General features: G+C 56.3%; 19 protein-coding genes and 1 pseudogene. 3 read left to right on the forward strand and 17 right to left on the reverse strand.

Annotation, left to right across the window (positions count from 1 at the left end; genetic code table 11):
* Positions 1–127: 127 nt before the first annotated feature.
* From JZ655_RS10745 to JZ655_RS10770, 6 genes and pseudogenes are all read right to left on the reverse strand, one after another.
* Positions 128–1,432, reverse strand: coding sequence for an ATP-binding protein (locus JZ655_RS10745; protein ID WP_207291750.1), 1,305 nt, complete (start codon positions 1,430–1,432; stop codon positions 128–130).
* Positions 1,429–2,169, reverse strand: a complete 741-nt coding sequence (locus JZ655_RS10750; protein ID WP_207291751.1) for a response regulator — start codon at positions 2,167–2,169, stop codon at positions 1,429–1,431. The genes JZ655_RS10745 and JZ655_RS10750 overlap by 4 nt, the downstream gene beginning before the upstream one ends.
* 47 nt (positions 2,170–2,216) lie before the next feature.
* A pseudogene (locus JZ655_RS10755) lies at positions 2,217–3,213 on the reverse strand (alpha/beta fold hydrolase).
* Positions 3,214–3,351: 138 nt separating this feature from the next.
* Positions 3,352–3,819 carry a GNAT family N-acetyltransferase gene (locus JZ655_RS10760; RefSeq protein WP_040075718.1) on the reverse strand — a complete coding sequence of 156 codons (468 nt, stop codon included), beginning with the start codon at positions 3,817–3,819 and terminating at the stop codon, positions 3,352–3,354.
* Between the two features lie 142 nt (positions 3,820–3,961).
* A complete protein-coding gene (locus JZ655_RS10765) occupies positions 3,962–4,852 on the reverse strand; it encodes an alpha/beta hydrolase (RefSeq protein ID WP_207291752.1) in 891 nt (296 codons plus the stop codon).
* Positions 4,853–4,949: 97 nt separating this feature from the next.
* Positions 4,950–5,210, reverse strand: coding sequence for a DUF2798 domain-containing protein (locus JZ655_RS10770; protein WP_046885629.1), 261 nt, complete (start codon positions 5,208–5,210; stop codon positions 4,950–4,952).
* A gap of 128 nt (positions 5,211–5,338) precedes the next feature.
* Here JZ655_RS10770 and JZ655_RS10775 point away from each other — a divergent pair, with 128 nt between their 5' ends.
* The 3 genes from JZ655_RS10775 (at position 5,339) to JZ655_RS10785 (ending at position 7,515) form a co-directional block, all read left to right on the forward strand.
* The gene (locus tag JZ655_RS10775) at positions 5,339–6,229 is read left to right on the forward strand and encodes a LysR family transcriptional regulator (RefSeq protein WP_207291753.1); all 891 of its coding nucleotides are present in this window, start codon (positions 5,339–5,341) and stop codon (positions 6,227–6,229) included.
* Positions 6,230–6,362: 133 nt separating this feature from the next.
* Positions 6,363–6,911 (forward strand): GNAT family N-acetyltransferase, encoded by a 549-nt coding sequence (locus tag JZ655_RS10780; RefSeq protein WP_207291754.1) that lies wholly within the window; start codon positions 6,363–6,365, stop codon positions 6,909–6,911.
* A 157-nt stretch (positions 6,912–7,068) separates the two neighbouring features.
* Entirely contained in the window at positions 7,069–7,515 is a 447-nt protein-coding gene (locus JZ655_RS10785; RefSeq protein ID WP_242637260.1) for a hypothetical protein, read from the forward strand.
* A gap of 39 nt (positions 7,516–7,554) precedes the next feature.
* Here JZ655_RS10785 and JZ655_RS10790 read toward each other — a convergent pair whose 3' ends face one another.
* From JZ655_RS10790 to sad, 11 genes are all read right to left on the reverse strand, one after another.
* Entirely contained in the window at positions 7,555–8,064 is a 510-nt protein-coding gene (locus JZ655_RS10790; protein WP_207291755.1) for a GNAT family N-acetyltransferase, read from the reverse strand.
* Positions 8,065–8,208: 144 nt separating this feature from the next.
* Positions 8,209–9,123, reverse strand: a complete 915-nt coding sequence (locus JZ655_RS10795) for a bestrophin family protein (protein WP_040075725.1) — start codon at positions 9,121–9,123, stop codon at positions 8,209–8,211.
* Between the two features lie 207 nt (positions 9,124–9,330).
* Positions 9,331–10,782: a tagaturonate reductase gene (locus JZ655_RS10800; RefSeq protein ID WP_207291756.1), complete on the reverse strand. Its 1,452-nt coding sequence runs from the start codon at positions 10,780–10,782 to the stop codon at positions 9,331–9,333.
* 117 nt (positions 10,783–10,899) lie between these two features.
* The gene (locus tag JZ655_RS10805) at positions 10,900–11,427 is read right to left on the reverse strand and encodes a GNAT family N-acetyltransferase (RefSeq protein WP_207291757.1); all 528 of its coding nucleotides are present in this window, start codon (positions 11,425–11,427) and stop codon (positions 10,900–10,902) included.
* A 64-nt stretch (positions 11,428–11,491) separates the two neighbouring features.
* Complete coding sequence (locus JZ655_RS10810; RefSeq protein ID WP_207291758.1) at positions 11,492–12,463, reverse strand: sensor domain-containing diguanylate cyclase; 972 nt, start codon at positions 12,461–12,463, stop codon at positions 11,492–11,494.
* 51 nt (positions 12,464–12,514) lie between these two features.
* A complete protein-coding gene (locus tag JZ655_RS10815) occupies positions 12,515–13,507 on the reverse strand; it encodes a sensor domain-containing diguanylate cyclase (protein ID WP_207291759.1) in 993 nt (330 codons plus the stop codon).
* A 178-nt stretch (positions 13,508–13,685) separates the two neighbouring features.
* Complete coding sequence (locus JZ655_RS10820; RefSeq protein ID WP_207291760.1) at positions 13,686–15,137, reverse strand: GGDEF domain-containing protein; 1,452 nt, start codon at positions 15,135–15,137, stop codon at positions 13,686–13,688.
* A 109-nt stretch (positions 15,138–15,246) separates the two neighbouring features.
* Entirely contained in the window at positions 15,247–15,609 is a 363-nt protein-coding gene (locus JZ655_RS10825) for a DUF4186 domain-containing protein (protein ID WP_207291761.1), read from the reverse strand.
* Entirely contained in the window at positions 15,609–16,511 is a 903-nt protein-coding gene (glsB, locus tag JZ655_RS10830; RefSeq protein WP_425352489.1) for a glutaminase B, read from the reverse strand. Before glsB ends, JZ655_RS10825 begins: the two co-directional genes overlap by 1 nt.
* 87 nt (positions 16,512–16,598) lie before the next feature.
* The gene (locus tag JZ655_RS10835; protein WP_207291763.1) at positions 16,599–18,188 is read right to left on the reverse strand and encodes a methyl-accepting chemotaxis protein; all 1,590 of its coding nucleotides are present in this window, start codon (positions 18,186–18,188) and stop codon (positions 16,599–16,601) included.
* 114 nt (positions 18,189–18,302) lie between these two features.
* Positions 18,303–19,685: a succinate-semialdehyde dehydrogenase gene (gene sad, locus JZ655_RS10840; RefSeq protein WP_207291764.1), complete on the reverse strand. Its 1,383-nt coding sequence runs from the start codon at positions 19,683–19,685 to the stop codon at positions 18,303–18,305.
* Between the last annotated feature and the right edge of the window lie 79 nt (positions 19,686–19,764).

Raw genomic sequence — 19,764 nt, forward strand, 5'->3', positions numbered from 1 at the left:
GACCTCACTAAGCAGTTATCTGCAACGGCGCAGTGGGACTATTACAGCGGAGTGATGTGTGCGGGATATGTGCAGAAAGGCGAGATTTGTCAGCCTGGGTATCTACGACCCAGGCGGATACAAAAGACTACATTTGCGTGGCAGGTAAAGTCACGGTTACTGCCAGTCCTCCCTCCGGGCGGTTAACGAGCTGCAGTTTTCCGCCCATCTGGCCGGTGAGCTGGGCGGCAATCGCCAGCCCTAACCCCGTCCCGCCCGTTTCGCGATTACGGGAGGATTCCACCCGATAAAAGGGCTGCAGCACGGCGGCCAGTTCACCCTGCGGGATCCCCGGTCCGTTATCGGCAACAACGATACTGACCTCACGAGGAGCAAAGTTAAGCGTCACGTCGGCGGCATCACCAAATTTCAGGGCATTATCCAGCAGGTTAGTCACCACCCGGCGCAAGGCTTGCGGACGTGTCGTCAGCGGCTGTCCGACGCCGTTTGCACGAAATTGCACGTTTTTCCCAATGTCGAGATAGTCGCACACCAGGGTGTCAATAAAAGCGTGCAGATCCAGACGCCGGGGCGTCTCTTCAGACGATCCGGACGAGCGGGCAAAGGCGATCCCCTCCCGCACCAGTCGGGTCATATTATCCAGATCGGCGGTCAGCTTATCGCGCAGCTCTGGCTGATCGGCCATTTCGACACGCAGTTTCATACGGGTAATCGGGGTTTGCAAATCGTGAGAGATGGCGGCCAGGATCTGCGCCCTCTCCTGTAAATAAGCCTGGATTCGCTGCTGCATGGCGTTAAAGGCCCGCGCAGCCTGTCGCACCTCCAGCGGCCCCTGTTCGGCCAGCGTCAGGGTCTGGCTGGCTGGCTCCAGCGCATCCACCGCCCGGGTGAATCGGGTAAACGGACGCACCACTTGCCGTACCGCCAGCCAGGAGCAGAGCGCTACAAGCAATACCTGCAGGATAAACACCACCGGTAACCAGCGGGCCACCGGCGGCATGCGCGGGATCAGATCGATGGTAAGCGGCGCGCCGTCGCGCAGGGTGACATGGGCCTGAATGTGCGACACCGGCCCCGGTACGGCGGTAAAGCGCAGCGGGTAGCGGCCCGCAAGGGTGTCGGTAATGGTGCGGATGGCATCCCGGGATCGGGCGTCGTGCGGCGGGTTGCCGGGCTCCCCCTCGCCCAAAAGGTAGCGGTAATTGCCCCGCGCCAGCTGGGGCAGCCACTCCGCCCGCTCATCGGCAGGCAGCCTGTCGAGGATCGCCACGCTGGTGGCAACATCCTGCTCGAGGTTACCCAGCATCACGTTACGGGCGCTGCTCATTCTTTCGATCATCACCAGCGTCAGGCTCAGACCGTTGGCCAGCAGCAGTCCCAGCAGCACAATCAGCAGCAACCGATAGAGGAGCGAACGTGGCCAGAATTTCATTCTCGCGCCTCAACGATGCTGACCGGCATGGAGAAGACATAGCCTTCGCTGCGCACGGTTTTGATATAGGCCGGGGTACGGGCATCCTCGTTCAGGCGTTGTCGCACCCGGCTCACCAGCAGGTCGATAGAGCGCTCGAACAGCTCGGCGTCTCGCCCCTGAGTGAAGTTGAGAAGCTGGTCGCGGGTTAACACGCGCTGGGGGTGATCCAGAAATACCCGCAGGAGACGGTACTCCGCCCCACTCAGCGCCACGATCGTCCCTGCGGCATCCAGCAGATGGCGGGCGCTGGTGTCCAGCTGCCACTCCCCAAAGGCAATGATCCGCCCGGCTTCTGTCACCTGCAAATTAGGTGGCAGGGTACGAAAACGACGCAGAATCGCTTTAATGCGCGCCAGCAACTCCCGGGCAACAAAGGGTTTCACCAGATAGTCATCGGCCCCCATCTCCAGCCCAAGGATGCGGTCCATATCGTCGCTGCGGGCGGTGAGCATCAATACCGGTAGATCCTGGTGCTTATCGCTACGCAGCTGGCGGCAGAGCGTCAAACCGTCGTCGCCGGGCATCATGACATCCAGCACCACCAGATCGATATGTTGTTTATCAAGCACGGCGCGCATCTCTTTGCCGTTGGCCGCCCCGGTCGCGCGGTAGCCCGACTTATGCAGGTAATCAACAATTAGTTCACGAATATCCCTGTCGTCATCGACGACAAGGATATAGTCAGCTGCATCCACGATAAGCTCCTGTTAATAAGGGATACGCAGAAATTAGCATAGTTTGCTTAAAGATGGTCCGCATCCACCACGGCCTGAACAAAATCGCGCGGATCTTCCTGCGGCGGGTTGTGCCCTATATTGCCCGTAAAGGTGCGGTGCTCATATTTGCCGGTAAATTTGGCGGCATAGGCGGCCGGCAGCGGATGCGGCGCGCCGTTGTTATCCCCTTCGATGGTAATGGTAGGCACGGTGATAACGGGCGCCGCCGCCAGTTTTTGCTCGTAGTTGTCGTATTTTTTCTCGCCGCGCTCAAGACCCAGACGCCACCGGTAGTTGCTGATGGTGACCGCCACATGATCCGGGTTATCCAGCGCTTTAGCGCTGCGATTAAAGGTGGCATCACTAAATTTCCAGCCCGGTGAGGCCAGAGTCCAGATCAGCTTCGCAAAGTCGTGGGTGTTTGCGGCATAGCCCTTCTCGCCGCGTTCGGTAGCGAAGTAGAACTGATACCACCACTGTAATTCGGCCTGCGGCGGCAGCGGTTTTTTTACCCGCCTGCTGGTTACCAATCAGATAACCGCTCACCGAAACCAGCGATTTGACCCGATCAGGCCACAGCGCTGCCACGATATCCGCCGTTCTGGCGCCCCAGTCGTAACCAGCAAAAACCGCCTGCTTGATGTTAAGCGCATCCATCAGATTAATGACATCTTTCGCCATGGCGGCAGGTTGCCCATTTCGAGGGGTTTTCGAGGAGAGAAAACGGGTGGTACCAAACCCGCGGTTATAAGGAACAATGACGCGATAACCTTTCGCCGCCAGCGCCGGGGCTACCTCGGCATAGCTGCTAATGTCGTAGGGCCAGCCGTGCAGCAAAATCACCGGTTCGCCATTTTTTGGGCCGATATCAACGTAACCGACGTTCAGGTCACCGGCGTTGATCTGATGCAGCTGATTAAATGCGGCATGGTAATCCGTCCCTGCCGCTTCGGCCTGACAGGCCATCACGGTTGAAAGAGAGAGGGCTGCGACCAGGGTTGAATAAGCCAGTTTGTTTTTCATTTGTCTGTCTCCGGGTTGTGTTTACCCGGACATAACAACATGCCAGTGTAAGGATAATGTGTGCACAACCGGGCCGAACTGCATGTCTGCGTATCGGACCCGGCGCTATATACACTGTGATACAAACAAGGGGAAAAATTAGAGGGTAATGGCCATATTGACGCAGCGCAGCTCGGCGCGGGCCATTGCCGACGGGTGCATACTCTCACCCAGCCACTCAAACCCGTGGCGCAGGTAAAAATCGGCAGCATTCGGTGTCGCTTCGAGTGTCAGGCGGGTTATACCCCGCGCGGCCGCCTCATCTTTAATTGCCGCAATAATTTGCGATGCCAACCCTTTGCCGGTGTAGCCTGGCAGGGTAAAAATCGCTTCTACGCTCGCAGCATTAAGATCGAGATAACCGCTGGCGGCCAGCACACCCTGGGCATCAATAACATAAAACGGGTTATCGATAATCATCTTACGGTAATGTTCGGGCATGGCCTCCGGGGTCCAGTTACGGATAACCTCCGGGCTATAACTGCTGACACAACCGTGGCGGATCGCCAGATTGCGCAGATTCCACAACGCTTCGGCTTCATGCGCCTGTGCTTTTCTCAACTGCATCGCCTCTCCTTATTGTTGTTATTTTTGATTATGAATCGCAGGCGTTTGCGATGTGCGGTTTCAAACGAACACCGCCAGATCCGCGTCACGAGACATAACAATGTTTTAACATGAAAAGGCGGCAGGATGTCAGAGCCAATATTCAGTGCCGGGCAAGAAATTGCGTAATGGCAGCAACCACCCCGGGCGCCAGCGGAAGCGAGGCATCGGAATAAGCCGCCATGTTTTCTTGCAGGCTATCGGAGCGAACCGACTTCGGTACATGATTGGTATCCGGGAGCAGGACCAGAGTGGCATTGGGGTTAGCCGCGCTGAGGCGCCGGGCCTCCTCCGGCTCAACCTGCAGGTCGCGCTCGCCCTGTAAAATCAGCAGCGGTTTGCGCACGGTAGCGATCATGGCCTGCGGATGGCGGGAAAAGAGATCGATAAGAAAGCCTTGAACAGCGGGATTAAAGAGGCTTTGCAATGCCGGGTGGGCGTGTGCAACATCGACACGGCAACCCTGCTCGAGCCCGGCAATAATAGCGCTGCCCTCCTCCTGAAGCGCGGCGTTTGCCAGCTGCTGACGCAAGATTTCACCCAGCGGACGCGCTGGCGTTGCGACCAGCATGACCCCTTTTACCTCCTCTTCCTGCGCAGCGAGCGCCACGACGCCGCCTTCGCTGTGGCCCAGTAGCCAGACGGCGGCGGTAGGCACTTCGCGTTTTAGCACTGCTATCCAGGCACGAACATCATCAACGTAGTCCTGCACTGTTACCGCATTGGCATCAGGCACGGCGGATGCGCTGGCGAACATCCCGCGCTTATCAATACGGAGCGTAGCAATGCCGTACGCGACCAGCGCCTGGGCCAAATGTCGATAGGTAGACGCACTCACGCCCAGCGGGTTATTGCCGTCCCGATCGGTGGGTCCGGATCCGGGAAGAATGAAAACGACCTGTTGAGGAGAAGGGACCGGCGAGAGTAACGTTCCCCTGAGCATACCGCAGGGGCCCTGGGCTTCCAGAAGCGTTTCGATAGTCGTGTCTGGCATAAGCGTGAAACCTGCAAAGGTTGCGAAGCTAAACAAAGAGATATCCGTAAGAGATAAAAGGATATCCCTCTGTTTGTCGTAGCACAACGAGCCGTTTTCAGCCGTGGACCGTCAATCCGACCAGACGGCTCACCACCGGACGGACCACGAGGATGCAGAAAAAGGCCGCCGGCATGGCAACCTGATAAGCATTCATCACATTTTCCATGTAATGCGGGCCGGCGCCGAATTCAGCCAGGGTAATAACCAGGCTCATCAGAAAGGCCATAATGGTCGCCATATAGAGTGCGAAGACGTAAGGTGAGGCGTGCTTTGGCAAGCGAATACGGGGAGTTCTGTTTGCGATGGTGTCGTTCATGAACCGTCCTTCTTGATTTTGTCAGGTGAAAACAGCCGCTAAACTAACAAGTTAAGCGTTCTCTCAGTAGAGCGGCTGTGCTTTAATCATTATTAAGAGAATGTGATGAATAGAACCTCGGAGACGCGATGGACGTGTTAGGGCTAATCAGCAATTTTATTCGGGTGGTCGAGAATGGAAGCATCGCTGCTGCGGCGCGGGCAAAAGGGATGAGCCCAGCGGCGGTAAGCCAGAGCTTATCCCGGCTGGAGTCGCATTTAGGGGTGCGTCTGATTTCGCGCACTACCCGGAGCATGACGTTAACCGAAAACGGAAAACGTTATTTCGAGAAAGTTCGACATATTCCTCAGGATATTGAGATCGCTTCGCAGGCCGCAGCCACGGAGAGTCGACCGCAGGGTCCGCTCTGCATAGCCACAACGGCCGCGTTTGGTCGCCATGTTATCGCCCCACTCATGCCGGCTTTTAATCAGGCTTTTCCCGATATAGAGGTCGAGCTGATCGCAACCGACCGTAACGTCGATCATCGCCTTGAAGGGGTGGATGTGAGTATCCGCATCGAGGCGCAACTTAACGATCAGCTTATCGCCCGAAAAATCGCCTCCCTCCCCTTTGTATTCTGTGCAGCACCGGCCTATCTGGCGCTTGCCGGTACACCCAGCACGCCGGACGAACTGAGCCATCACGCCTGTCTGGTATTTCGTTATCCCACAGATGGACGTTTCCTTCCATGGACATTCGCCGTCAACGGCCAGCAGGTTAACGCCAAACTCAACCCAAAATTTATCAGTGATGATATTGATATCATTGCCAGAATTGCCGTCAACGGCGGCGGGATAGCGCGTCTGGCAAGCTTTGTCGCACAGCCCTTTATTGATAATGGACAGCTGGTCCCTCTGTTCTGTCACGATACGGAATCCGTGCCGATGACGATTTTCGCCTGTGTTCATGAACGATCGGCGCTGAATGCGAAGGTCAGAGCGTTTATCGAATTCCTGGAAGAGGCAATCCGGGAGTGAGTCATGGCCTGGAGGGCCGGTGAAACGTCATAACCTTATACTCATTTACCATTGTTATTAGCGCTTTACGCAGGGCTAAAAATGTTCAATGCTTTTCGTGGCAGCATCTGAACATAAACTCCGGGAGAAGAGTGTGATAGTAGAAACGAAACGCCTGCAACTTCGGCCTGTCACAGAGACCGATGCACAAATGCTGTTCAGCATTTATGGTGACCCGGCGACCAATCAATTTAACCCCGCAGGCCCTTATCCCTCTCTCCAGCATGCAGAAGCGGTGCTTGAACGCTGGCTCACGCACTGGCGTGATAAGGGATTCGGCAACTGGGCGATCGCGTCACGCGAAAATCCTGAACAGATCATTGGCTTTGGGGGATTAAGCATCAGCCGTTATGCCGACATCACTATCAATAATCTCGGATATCGTTTTGCCACCGACGCCTGGGGTAAAGGACTGGCAACAGAGTTTTCTCTCTCTGCCGTGTATTACGGCTTTGAGACGCTCGGACTGAGTGAAATTTCTGCTGTGGTACGGGGTAACCATCTCGCATCGCAAAAAGTGCTGATGAAAACGGGGCTGACCTATAGCCGGGAAGTTGACGACGTGAAGAACGCGCCCCCGAGCCTGCTCTTTACCCTTTCACGAGACGACTGGCGCAAGAGTAGTGCACTGGCTATGCTCTGATCTGTTTGAATTTAAAGAGTAATAAGAGATGAAAATCGTGTTTATCCCCGCGCTGGTGGCAAAAGAGAGAAGATCATGGAGCATAAATGTTGGCCGCAACGGGCCTTTTGACCGGATGGCAACGTTTATCCCTGGCTGCGCAGGCGGATAAGACACGATGAAAAACAGGCTAATTTCTCTGCTTTTATTCCTGACGGGAGTGCTATGTATGACTGAGGCAATGGCTACATCACCAGAGCAGATGGTAGTGGCATTTCAGCATGATTATAAAATCTGGAACGATGAATCCTTCCAGAATCGTCGTCCAGATGATGTCAATGCGATGAAAACGGCGGAGCAAAATTATGCCGCACTGCTAAAAAAATATACCCAACCTGACTTTCACGGTGAACCCGTCGCGTATGGTTCCGACGCTTCGCACGACCCGGCGCGGGAGAAAATTATCGGCAAAAACATCCAACAATATGAGGCGGTTATCACCACCCAGCTGTCGGCTGAGTACTATTCGCCCGTGTATGAGTACCATTTTAGTCAGGAGAAGCAAAAATGGTATTTAACCCAGATTTACCTGGTGGATGAGGACGGGAAATATCCCAGCCTGTGAGATGACTCGCCGGGAATCGCCTGGCGGGTTTTACATCAATTAAAAGCGCATCAACATAGCGACACGTCGGGCGGGATCGAACCCGCTGTTGATTTCATCGGTGATCCGATCCGCCAAATGACACGGCCTTGCGGACCCTTCGATTATTTCAAAACCCAGCGTCGCGTAAAAACGCGCATTAAACGCCGCCATGCGATCGGTTGTCAGGGTTGCCCCAACAAGACCACGGGCTCGCCCGGTATCAAGTATCGCCCGCATCAACTGAGTCCCCACGCCCTGACGCTGCCAGTCAGGGTGCACATCCACTTCAGCAATATGAAGCCAGTTCTCTTCCATGCTGCCTGCTGCAAAACCGACCGGCACCGCCTCCGGCGTCAAAGCCGTCAGTAACACCCCTTCCTCGAGCAAGGCACCCAGTTCGTCCAGGCTTGCCGCAGAGGCCTCGCCGCTGACCGCACCGGCGAGCCGTAATGTATCAAATGCCGCCAATTCAATGGCGCGCAACGCGGCAAACTGTTCAGGCTGCGCGGGCGTGATGGTGATATTCATGATTCCTTTCCAGATAGCGGACAGGATAACGACGCTACTGCAGGTTAGTCCTGCGCGCAAGGCCTGGCTGGCGGCCCGGTTACGTCTGCCGATGGGATAATAAACCTCGAGGCGTGCCAGCGTTGCCAACCGCCCCGAACCGTTTCAGGTTAACTGGTAGTACTTATCAGGCAGGATGCGCGGCGGGATCTCTTGCTCGTCGTTCATCTGCAGGAGGTCTCTTTCCATCGCATTACAAATAGCATCCAGCGGCAGGTCATTGTTTTCAGTGCCGAATGGCTCTTCAAGCTCTTCTGCCAGCGCATCGAGAGAGATAAAGGTATAGGAGATCAACACCGAAACGAACGGCGTCATGTAATGCAGATCCCCCACCAGGGCGAAGGGCAACATGATGCAGAACAGATAGACCGTGCGATGCAAAATCAGCGTATAAGCGAACGGTACCGGTGTATTGGCAATACGCTCGCATCCGGCCAGCACCACAGACATATCATTCAGACGGTTATTGAGGCTGTGAAAGAGGATATCGGACAACTGCCCTTCCCGGCGCCGTACGGCCAGCCACTCCCCCATAATCAACAAAATGCGATTTGCCGGTGTACTGGAATCCATCGTGTGGCGCAGGTTTTCGGGTGACAGGTAGTTCGCCAGCTGGCTGGCCTGCGGTTGGCGGCGGAGCGACATACGCAGGCAATGGGCGAAGGCAATCTGCAGACGCACAAATTCACCCAGTGCCGGATCATCGGGTAGCGTGTTTTTCACCTCGCGGAACAGCGAACGGGAGGCAATCATCAGTTGGCCCCAGAGTTGCCGCGCCTCGACATAGCGTGAGTAACAGGCGTTGTTACGAAACCCGAGGAAGATCGCTATCGCCACGCCGAGGATACTGAATGGCGCTACGGTCAGTTTGATGCCGAGTGAGGTATACCAGGGCAACAGGATAATGACGGCAATAGAGAGCAAAAAATTAAGAAACAGGCGGGAGGAAATTTTAACCAGCACCGAACCGTGCCAGACAAATATCATCCGCAGCCAGTGCTGTTGAGGACGAACGATCATAGTCAGCTTCTGAAGAATTAAGAGCGGCGACTATTAAACGTGATCGTTGTCACGGTTGCAAGTATGTTAAAGAAGTATTGCGCCCTTGCCAGACCTCTGACAGCGCGCACGATGCCAGACCTTGATTAAAAAAGCGAAATAGTATGTTGTAACTAATTGACTTGCTGAAAAACCCGGCCGCAGCCGGGTACAGTTAAGGCAGAAGAATTAGCACAGCGGCTCCACCGCCGCACGCATCCCCTGGTGCAAAATCGCATCCAGATCCAGCGTCACCTGCTCGACCAGACCTTTCACCTGCGTCAGGTCCTGCTCCCAGTGTTCGCTCACGCTCAGAACCGCAGTGACCAGTTGGCTGGTTGCGATCTGCTTATCACGATGCTGAGCCCAGAGCTGCTGGAAACGGGTCAGCCAGTGGGCATCATCCTGCACCGGGTAGGATTCGCCGTTACGTTCACCACGGTAGAAGGCAATCAGCGCAGCCAGCGCAAAGGTCAGGCGCGCCGGGAATTTACCGCTCGCCTGCTGCCCTGCCAGCAACTGCGGCAGAATACGGGTGCGGTATTTGGTCATGCCGTTGAGCGCGATCGACAGCAGTTGATGCTTAATGTACGGATTGCGGAAACGCCCCGTCACCGCGCTGGCGAATGACTCCAGCTCATCGCGCGGCAGATCCAGCACCGGGATTATCTCCTGGTAGATGGCTTTCTCAACAAAGGCGCAGATCTGCGCATCATTCATCGCTTCGCCAACGGTATCCAGCCCGGCCTGGAAGGCCACCGGCACCAGCGCGGTATGCGCCCCGTTCAGAATGGCCACTTTGCGCTCTTTATAGGGTTTGATGTCATCCACAATCAGCACATTAAGCGGCAACTGGTCGAGACGCAGCTCGGCGGCCAGAGATTTAGGCCCCTGAATCACAAACAGGTAAAAGTGTTCGGCGGTGTCGAGGAAGGCGTCGTGATAACCCAGAGATTTCTCGAGCGCCGCCACTTCGTCACGCGGATAGCCCGTGACGATACGGTCAACCAGGGTGGAACAGAAGCTGTTGGCCTCGTTCAGCCATTGAGTAAAGGCCGCCGGCAGCGCCCACTCCTGGGCATAGCGCAGCACCAGCTCACGCAGCGCCTCGCCGTTATAGTCAATCAGTTCACAAGGAATAATCACCCAGCCTTTATCGCTGGCGCCGTTAAAATGGCTGAAACGCTCAAATAACAGACGGGTCAGTTTGGCCGGGTAGCTGACGGCAGGTGCGTCGTCGAAGCGATCTCCGGCGTGGTAACTGATCCCCGCTTCGGTGGTATTCGAGAAGACAAAGCGCATCTCCGGGTTGTGCGCCAGCTTCAGAAATTCATCGTACTGATCGTAGACGCTGATCTCGCGGTTAACAGAGCGGATAAGGCGCGCGTCGCTCACGGCTTCACCCTGCTCATTCAGGCCGCGAATGATGGTGGTATACAGGCCGTCCTGAGTGCTGAGTGACGGGGGGAAATCACTTTTAATCGGACGCACAATCGCAATGCCGGCATTAAGGTCGGTGTGCTCGTTTAGCTGGTCAATCTGCCAGTCGATAAACGCGCGCAAGAAGTTGCCCTCACCAAACTGGATGATACGTTCAGGGTAGAGAGCACCGGGGAAATCACGACGGTTGAGTGTGTTCACAAGGGGGTTCCTTTTATGATTAGTCATACAGCCTGATAAGATTGGTGTGATAACTTACCAAAACTTTACGACCACGAACCCCGTTTTGATCAAACCTTGTAGCAGTTTTGCTAAAGACTATAAAAATTTGTAGAACACCGAGGTAGCCGTCATTTCACCATCAGGCATGAGCGCATAGCGCGGGATCTCACCCACTTTTTGCCAGCCCGCACGGGTGTAGAAGGTTTCCGCTCCGCTGCCGGTGGCGGTATCCAGCACCAGCACGTTTTTATTATGGGAACGGGCGTGCTGCTCGAGCGCCTGCATCAGCTGTAGACCGGCCCCGAGACGACGCGCCTTTTCGTGAACCAGCAACTTGGCGACATCCGCGCGATGGGGTTGGTTTGGCGGCTGGTCGGTAATGAGCTGCACCGTACCGATCAGTGCGCCATCGGCGCGGGATGCGACCAGCACAACGCGTTCGCCACGCCCCACGCTATCGGCAACACCGCGCCAAAAATCACAGGCCTGATCATGGGTAAACGGCAACATAAAGCTTACCGATGCGCCACCCTGTACACAGTTGTGCAGAATGTCGGCTAAAGCGGAAAGGTGGGTAAGGATCTGTTCACGCGAGAGAGATGAAATAGCGAGTGATGTGGTCATTATTTTCTCCATAATCAACCACATCAGCTTGCTCTTAACGTTTTATTAACACAAGAGGATTTACTTATGTTACGCGCCCGGTACCGCGCTGCTGTTTCATGGAGTACATCTTCTCATCGGCGGTGCGTAACCAGCTATGTAGGTCATCGCGATCGTGATCAAACTCGCTCACCCCCCACGAGAAGGAGAGCGCCCACGGGTGCTGGGCGTGCTCATTCCAGACTGCCGCCTGTTCCGTTAGAAACTGCATTGCAATCCAGGCGCCCTTCTCATCACTGTTGGTAAAGAGAATGGCGAACTCATCTCCACCATAGCGCGCCAGCACGTCGGCCTCCCGGAAGGTGGCTTTCAGCAAATCGGCCATGGCCTTCAAGGCCGCATCGCCATCCGCATGACCATAACGATCGTTGATCTGCTTAAAACGATCCAGATCGAGCCAGGCCAGCGTCAGGGGTTCGGCGCGACGACGGGCATTATTGATACCCCAGGTCGCCATATGGTGGAAGCCACGGCGGTTATAGAGCCCGGTCAGGTCGTCGGTGATGGCCGAACTGACGGCTGAAAACTCCACTTCAGCCAGCGCCGCCAGGTCACGCAGACTGGCGATATCCTGTTCGCTAAACTGCCGCGGCCGGTTGTCCAGCAGGCACAAAGCACCTACGACCGCCCCGTTCGGCAGGCTGAGAGGATAACCGGCATAAAAGCGGACCGGCGGGTCATCGGTTACCAGGGGGTTATCGAGGAAACGTTCATCTTTCAGAGTGTCGGGCACGATCAGCGCCGAGGATGAAAGAATGGTATGCCCGCAAAAAGAGATGTTCCGTGGCTGGGCAGCCTCGGACATGCCCGCGGCCGACTTCACCAGGACGGTATGCTCGCCCACCAGATTCACCATCGCCATGGGCACATCAAATAACCGTTTTGCCAGCCTGGTCAATCGATCGCAGGTAGGGTGTAAATTGGCCTCAACGAGACCTGAATCGCGCAGCGATGCAAGACGCTCCGCTTCGTTGGCAGGGAATATGGGTGGTTTCATGTCGTCTCCGGAGGGCGTCCTTTTTAAAAGCTTAGCGCATCTTGCAGTGAATCAATGGGCAAAAATGCGGTTTTTACCTTCCCGTTTCGCCTGATAGAGAGCGGTGTCTGCAGCCTGTAACCAGTCGGTGACACTCTCCATCTCTCTCGTTGCGCTGGCAATACCAATACTTACGGTACACAGCACCGGCTCTTCGGCAACTTCATCAATGATAGCAGCGGCATCCATAATACGGGTAGCCACGCTCCGGGCCTCTTCCAGGGAGGTGTCAGGGAGTAAAATGACGAACTCATCCCCACCCAGCCGCGCAGGAGTGTCGGTTGTACGGGTGGCAACATGCAATATTTGTGACACTGTCACCAAAAACATATCCCCTACTTTGTGGCCAAAACGGTCATTCACCTCTTTGAAGTTATCGATGTCGATAAACATCAGCGCCGATTCATGACAGCTTTTACGCAGTTTATTCAGTTCATGCTCGATGCGTGTTTCCAGTAGACGGCGGTTAGCGATATCCAGCAGCGGATCCATCATCGCGATGCGTTCCAGCTCACGGGATTTCAGGCGCAGGCGAATGGCAATGCTGTCGGTCAGCACGCTCAGCGCCAGGGAATAGACGGCAATCAGCGGCAACGTGGCGTACATGGTACGTTGAGACACCTCAGCAACCAGTGCCATACCCTGGGTCAACCACGTCGCCAGAAATACGGCCACCATCAGCCCCAGCGCCTTTTTCATTAAGGGTACACCGCCTGCTGACAGGCGATCCGCCAGCAGGATGGTGGCAATGGTCACCGAAGGAAGCGGATTGGCGGCCATCATCGCAATCCAGAAACCGCCGGCCCCTGCATCGAGTATCAGGTTCTGATGCTCGGTTTTAAGCGGCGTTGCGGAGTGACGTGAGCGCATCCAGGCGAGAGTTGGCCAGACAAAGGCATTCAGCGCCAGCAGGCCAATTAGCCAGCCGGAGCGGTGTTGCTCTAACAAGACGGAGCAGATAGGGATAAAGCAAAGAAAGGTGCCAAGGATCCGCATCAAGTACATGCGTTTGACGAACCGACTTCCTGGTATGCGGGGGGGCTTACTGATTTGGTCAGTTCCGTTCATCACACGTTTTTTCCGATACAATCACCCTGTTATAGTATTGGCGTTAAAAATACGTAGCAAGATATTTATCTGTTAAACAAGGATATAAACCCCGCAGCCAGACTGGTCTGCGCGGTTATACCTGTTCACGCGCGGTGGTATTCCCGGCAGGCTGAACCCTTTCGTCCAGTCGACCGCTGGTACGATTTCGTCCTGCTTTTTTCGAACGATAGAGATAATCATCCGCTTCGGTCAGCAGGCGGTTAAAGACCTCGGTGAGTTGCCAGGATTCAGATTTACCGCTTCCCAGGCCAATGCTGACCGTGATGAAGAGCGTCTGCCCACGCCAGTGGAAGGGATGCTGCTCAATAGAGGCCCGGATGCGTTCGGCCAGCGCATAGCCCTGCTGTGCCGAAGAAGAGTTGACGACCACCGCAAACTCTTCGCCCCCCATTCGCGCCACCAGGCCATCCTCTCCCACGGTGGTTTGCACCTGTTCGGCGAACTCGGCAAGCACCCTGTCGCCGCACTCATGACCATAGTTATCGTTAATACTTTTAAAGTAATCGATATCCAGCAACATCACCGTCAGGAAGCGAGGATGCCGGTGCGACTCCTCATGTTTGAGCGCTTCGTACAGTCCGGACCGGGAGTAAACACGGGTCAGGAAATCATAGTCCGCGCGCAGCGAGACCTGGCGGATAAGCGAGTTGATCGCCGCCACGCTCACTGCGACCATCACCGGACAAATCGCCATGGTAGCGACCTCCAGACGCGCCGAAAACATCATCGGCGTGGTAAGGGGCGACGTCACGGCGATATCAATAATCGAGTTGGCGATAAGCGTGATCTCTGTGGCTCCGGTCACGAAGGTCAACAGACAGGTTACCGGCACTGAATAGCGTACTGCACACCAGATGAGCGCAGGCAGCGGGAAGGCAAGGCTCCCGGCACCTCCGATCAATACAGAGGCGAAGACCGAGACGATCAGCGCCGCTACTGGCATCAAATTTTGCAGGCGAACCTGACGAGTCAATTCAGGCCACCGGATGGTCAACAGACAGGGCACAATCAGCACCCCGGTAGAGAACTGTTCACTGAACCAGTCGGCCACCGACGGCCAGAAGGTCTGACTGGCAATACCCACAGCACCTGCCGCCCCGATTAACGCACAAAACAGCGCAGCAACAAGACAGTAGCCAAACAGGCGCAGGGCGTTGAGCGGATCCGGCGTACCTTTATTGAGCCGTTTATCGCGGATCACCAGCAGCGCCAGGGTAACGATAAACGCCATATTCGAGAGGTTGATCACCAGCGAGGCGATACCCCAGTTGGTTGTGATGGCATCGTAACCCATCATCGCCACGTATGAGATGGCGTAGTAGCGCAACCGGTTGAGGTAGATATAGCGGGCAAAAATCCCGGCCATCACGCCATTAAGCGGCCAGAAGACCGACAGCGCTTCGATCAGACGTAACTTCGCACCGATAAAGTAAAACAGCGTGGTTAACAAAAAGATCCACACCGCGTTACGTAACGGGTTGTTCTTAGCAAAGAAAGTAAATCTGAAGAAAGGAGAAGCTGACATTCAATCTCTATCCATATCACTGCTTGTGACAGACAATGATCTAGCGGCTGGCGGAAGTGTTAAAAGATTAGCATCAATATATAACACAGAGGTAACACTGCGGTACCCATCAACGTTTTGCGTTCATTTCCTGCACCAGCCAGAAATGAATGACTTGCACAACATAGTGCTGCTGCGCGGCGGTCAGTGCAACCCCTTCCGGAATATTATGCCATTTGGCAAGACAGCCCCGACAGCAGGTCGCGGTAGCATGCTGTGCAATAAACACAGGGTGTCCACGCATCGGCGTCTGTTTGCCATCCTTCGCCGGGCGCGCCGGGGCTAACCGTTTGGCAATAAAATCGGCCGCGTGCTGATCGATGGTCTCTGCCCCTTTATCCCAGCAGTACTGTCGCTCTTTCACTCCCAGACGAAAACGGGAACGAAACGGCGAACGTGCCAGCCGGGTAAACAGCGGAGTGAAATCAGTCATTAGTATACAGAACGCCCCAGTTGGTGGGTGAGCTGCTCCAGTGCCGCGACCCCCGCCAGTGAATTACCCGTCTCGTCCAGTTCGGGGCTCCAGACGGCAATGGCCATCTCATGGGGAACAATCGCTACCACGCCGCCACCCACGCCCGATTTTGCCGGCAGCCCCACGCGCCAGGCAAACTCCCCGGCATTTTGATACATGCCGCTGGTCGCCATCAGGGCGTTAATCTGCCGTGCCTGTAGCGGTGACACCACCTCCTGCCCCAGATGGGGAGCCGAACCCTGGTGGGCCAGAAACAGGAAGGTGCGCGCCAGCTCTACGCAGTTCATCCGCAGCGCGCAGTAGTGGAAATAGTTTTGCAAAACGGTGGTCACGTCGTTGTGGAAATTGCCAAACGACTTCATCAGCCAGGCGATGGCGGCATTGCGCGCCGCGTGTTCAAACTCCGAACGGGCCACGGTGGTGTCGTAGGTGATATCCGACTGGCCGCTGAGCTGGCGCACAATTTCCAGCATCCGCTGACGCGGCGCGCTGAGGCGGCTTTGCAGCATATCGCACACCACCAGCGCCCCGGCGTTAATGAAGGGATTGCGCGGTTTTCCCTGTTCCATCTCAAGCTGGAGTAGCGAGTTGAAGGGCTGTCCGGAGGGATCTTTTCCCACGCGTTGCCAGATCTCGTGCTCGTCGTACTGGCGCATGGCCGCTACGAGGCTTAGCACCTTGGAGATCGACTGGATTGAGAAGCGTTCGGTGGCATCCCCGGCCTGAAACTGCTGTCCGTCGAGGGTGCAGATGGCGATGCCGAGCTTATTGCCCTTTACCGAGGCCAGCGCCGGGATGTAATCAGCTACCTTACCCTGCCCCAGTAATGGGCGCACCTGCGCCAGAATCTCTTCCAGCATCTGATTGTCGATGACCGCAGCCACGTCTTACTCCTTGCTCACAGCCCAAAAACGGGCTGGGAGTATACCAGAGGCAAATGTATTGCGTCAGGCTGGAAGTCGAAAACGCGAAACCGCCTGAATCAGCAAGCCCGACTCATCATGCAGGCGTTGAGACGCTTCGGTGGCGGTGTTCACCAGGAGATCGGTTTGCTGCGCCACGTTGTTCAACCCCTGCAGCTGGCGGGTCATATGGTGAATGCTCTCTCCCTGGCTCAGGGTCGCCACCGAGATATCATTCAACAGGCTGCAGAGATTCCCCACCAGGCTCATGACCTGCTGCAGGTTATCTTCCAGCCGGGTCACCGCCTGCGAACCGTCATCGATCCCCTGCAGGGAGCGATTAATCAGCTCCTGGATGGTTTGGGTCGAGTGGCTGCTCTTGCGGGCCAGCAGCCCGACTTCCCGCGCCACTACGGCAAATCCTCGCCCCTGATTACCGGCGTGAGCCGCCTCAATCGCCGCATTGAGCGCCAGAATATTGGTCTGAAACGCGACGTTATCAATCATTGCTACGATGCCGCGCATTTCAGACGAGCGCTCGACGATGGCCGCCATCGAGGCATTAACGGTAGCCATCATGCGATCCCCGCCTGCCGCCACCTGGCGGGCCTCGTCGGCGCGTGAGCTGGCGAGCTTCGCATAGCCGGTGTTACCCTCCACGTGAGTTTCAAGGGTGGCGATATGGGCGGTGACCTCTTTCAGCTCTCGCGCCTGCAGGGTGGACTGGTGATATAACGCCCGGTTCCCCTCGGCCAGCGAGCCGATATTCTCTACCATCGCTGTGGTGGCGTCGCTCACTTGTCTCACCAGCTGCTGCAGGCCGCATTGCAAGGTATGAATGCTGTCATCCAGCTGCGAAATCTCCCGGTTGACCTGTTTTATCGCAGGCGGCGTACCTGAAAGATCCCCCGCGGCCAGCTGATTGATCCAGCCAATCAGGCCGCGCAGCGGTGTAATGACCCAGCGCGACATGCCAAACCAGACCAGTACGGCAATGGCCACCAGCAGTAGCGGAGCCAGCATAAACAGCGTCTGCAGATTCGACAGGCTACTGGTCAGACGCTGGCGCCCCTCGGCGGCAAGCTGGCTACTGGTCTGCTGATAGCGCGCATAGTTGTCGTTAAAATCGGCCTGGAATGCCTGGGCCGGTACAGCGAAGAAGGCGTCAATGGACTGCGTTTTCACGAGCCCTTCCGCCTGCTCCTGAATCGCACCGAAGAAGAGTTTATAGCTGCTCACCAGCGCGTCGTCCTGTCGCGGCTGCATTGCCTGCCAGCTCGCCCAGGCCTTTCCCGAAGCCGCCAGGGCGCTCCGTGCCTCGTCCATCAGGCTTTGCCAGCTCCCTTCAGAACCTGTCTCTTTGTCCTGCATAAAGTAGACCCCGGCACGGTTGAGCAGATCGCTTGCCGACAGCAGAGCGATACGCGCCTCGTCGAGCTTTTCCTGCTGGGTCAGGGCGAGTTGATTTCGTTGATCGTTGCGCTGGGCGTCGCTCAGCGAGAACGTAAGCAGCACGGAGGAGGAGATTTGCAGTGCGGAGAAAAGCGCAATAATACAGAAGATCCCCGCCAGCAGGCCAAACTGCCGTGGCCTGAGTCGCTGAACAAGGGGACGAAAAATTTGCGTTAGGTTCATATTTGTGTTCTGTAACAAGACGTTAGACGCCAGCGAGTCTACGGTTTATAAATGACAGAACCATTTCAGCAGCATGACAAAGGCCTGCGATCCGCAGGCCTTTACCGGGTTTTGTTACAGACGATCTCTCCACACTGTCTGCACGTTACAGAACTCATGCAGACCAAAGTGGGACAGCTCGCGACCGAAACCGCTCTTTTTCACCCCACCGAACGCTACGCGGGCATCGCTGGCGCTAAAGCCGTTGATAAACACCCCGCCGCACTCCAGCCCATCCGCAAACTGCTGCGCGGTGGCATCGCTGGTGGTGAAGACCGTTGCCGACAAGCCAAAATCACTGTCGTTAGCCAGCGCCAGGGCATGGGCGGCATCGTTCGCCACGGTGATGGCCGCAACCGGCCCGAACAGCTCCTGGCGAAACGCGGTCATTGCAGGCGTAACGTTACCCAGTACGGTTGGCGCATAATAGTTGCCCTCGCCCGCTATTTTCTCGCCGCCAAGCAGCAACGTCGCCCCTTCGGCCAGGGAGGCCTGAACCTGCTGATGCAGTTCATCACGCAGATCATAACGCGCCATCGGCCCGATAAAGGTCTCTTCCTGCTCCGGCGCGCCCATCTTCAGTGCGGCGGTAGCGGCGACGAAGCGCTCGGTAAAGGCCCCGGCAATGCCTGCTTCCACAATAAATCGTTTGGCGGCGGCGCAGACCTGCCCGGTGTTCTGATAACGCCCCGCGACCGCCGCTTTGACCGCCAGATCCAGATCGGCATCGTTAAGCACGATAAAGGGATCGGAACCGCCCAGCTCCAGCACGCATTTTTTCAGCGCCGCCCCGGCCTGGGCGCCGATGGCGGCCCCGGCGCGTACGCTACCGGTGACGGTCACGGCGGCGATACGCCGATCGTTAATCGCCTGGCTCACCCCTTCGTTGGTGGCGTTGATCTGGGCGAATACCCCCTGCGGGAAGCCGGCGGCGGTAAATATCCGGGCGATCAGATCCGCGCATCCCAGCACGTTGGGCGCATGTTTTAACAGATAGCTGTTACCGGCAAGAATAATCGGTACCGCGCCGCGTAATACCTGCCACAGCGGGAAGTTCCACGGCATCACCGCCAGAATCGGCCCCAGGGGACGGTACTCAATGACCGCTTTTTCCACCTGCGTGGCTTCCGGGCTCAGCATCGCCGGACCGTGATCGGCATACCAGTCGCAAAGGCTGGCGGATTTCGCCACTTCGCCCCGCGCCTGAACAAGAGGTTTGCCCATCTCACGGACAATGATCTGGGCCATCTCTTCGCCGTGCTGGCGCAGTGCCGCGCCGAGATCCCGCAGAAGCTGCGCGCGATTGGCCAGCGGTACGGTACGCCACTGGCGGTAGCCCACATCAGCATTGGCGATCGCCGTCTCAACATCAAACGCCGTGGCCCACGGCCAGCGGGCAAGGGTTTCACCGGTCGTCGGATTGACCGAAAAAGCATGAGTAGCTGAGGAGTAGTTCATCTTGTGCTCCAGTGAATAACAGTTGCCTAAGTGTGGCCTGGTCTGCTATTTCTGAAAAATGAATAATATTGACCACCTT

Source organism: Leclercia pneumoniae, from assembly GCF_017348915.1.
Lineage (GTDB): Bacteria > Pseudomonadota > Gammaproteobacteria > Enterobacterales > Enterobacteriaceae > Enterobacter > Enterobacter pneumoniae.

Excerpts from the sequence above, each read along its gene's own strand:
- JZ655_RS10745 (WP_207291750.1), bottom strand. The coding sequence starts at position 1,432 with ATGAAATTCTGGCCACGTTCGCTCCTCTATCGGTTGCTGCTGATTGTG.
- JZ655_RS10760 (WP_040075718.1), bottom strand. The coding sequence starts at position 3,819 with ATGCAGTTGAGAAAAGCACAGGCGCATGAAGCCGAAGCGTTGTGGAAT.
- JZ655_RS10765 (WP_207291752.1), bottom strand. The coding sequence starts at position 4,852 with ATGCCAGACACGACTATCGAAACGCTTCTGGAAGCCCAGGGCCCCTGC.
- JZ655_RS10770 (WP_046885629.1), bottom strand. The coding sequence starts at position 5,210 with ATGAACGACACCATCGCAAACAGAACTCCCCGTATTCGCTTGCCAAAG.
- JZ655_RS10775 (WP_207291753.1), top strand. The coding sequence starts at position 5,339 with ATGGACGTGTTAGGGCTAATCAGCAATTTTATTCGGGTGGTCGAGAAT.
- JZ655_RS10785 (WP_242637260.1), top strand. The coding sequence starts at position 7,069 with ATGAAAAACAGGCTAATTTCTCTGCTTTTATTCCTGACGGGAGTGCTA.
- JZ655_RS10790 (WP_207291755.1), bottom strand. The coding sequence starts at position 8,064 with ATGAATATCACCATCACGCCCGCGCAGCCTGAACAGTTTGCCGCGTTG.
- JZ655_RS10795 (WP_040075725.1), bottom strand. The coding sequence starts at position 9,123 with ATGATCGTTCGTCCTCAACAGCACTGGCTGCGGATGATATTTGTCTGG.
- JZ655_RS10805 (WP_207291757.1), bottom strand. The coding sequence starts at position 11,427 with ATGACCACATCACTCGCTATTTCATCTCTCTCGCGTGAACAGATCCTT.
- JZ655_RS10810 (WP_207291758.1), bottom strand. The coding sequence starts at position 12,463 with ATGAAACCACCCATATTCCCTGCCAACGAAGCGGAGCGTCTTGCATCG.
- JZ655_RS10815 (WP_207291759.1), bottom strand. The coding sequence starts at position 13,507 with ATGTACTTGATGCGGATCCTTGGCACCTTTCTTTGCTTTATCCCTATC.
- JZ655_RS10820 (WP_207291760.1), bottom strand. The coding sequence starts at position 15,137 with ATGTCAGCTTCTCCTTTCTTCAGATTTACTTTCTTTGCTAAGAACAAC.
- JZ655_RS10825 (WP_207291761.1), bottom strand. The coding sequence starts at position 15,609 with ATGACTGATTTCACTCCGCTGTTTACCCGGCTGGCACGTTCGCCGTTT.
- glsB (WP_425352489.1), bottom strand. The coding sequence starts at position 16,511 with ATGCTGGAAGAGATTCTGGCGCAGGTGCGCCCATTACTGGGGCAGGGT.
- JZ655_RS10835 (WP_207291763.1), bottom strand. The coding sequence starts at position 18,188 with ATGAACCTAACGCAAATTTTTCGTCCCCTTGTTCAGCGACTCAGGCCA.
- sad (WP_207291764.1), bottom strand. The coding sequence starts at position 19,685 with ATGAACTACTCCTCAGCTACTCATGCTTTTTCGGTCAATCCGACGACC.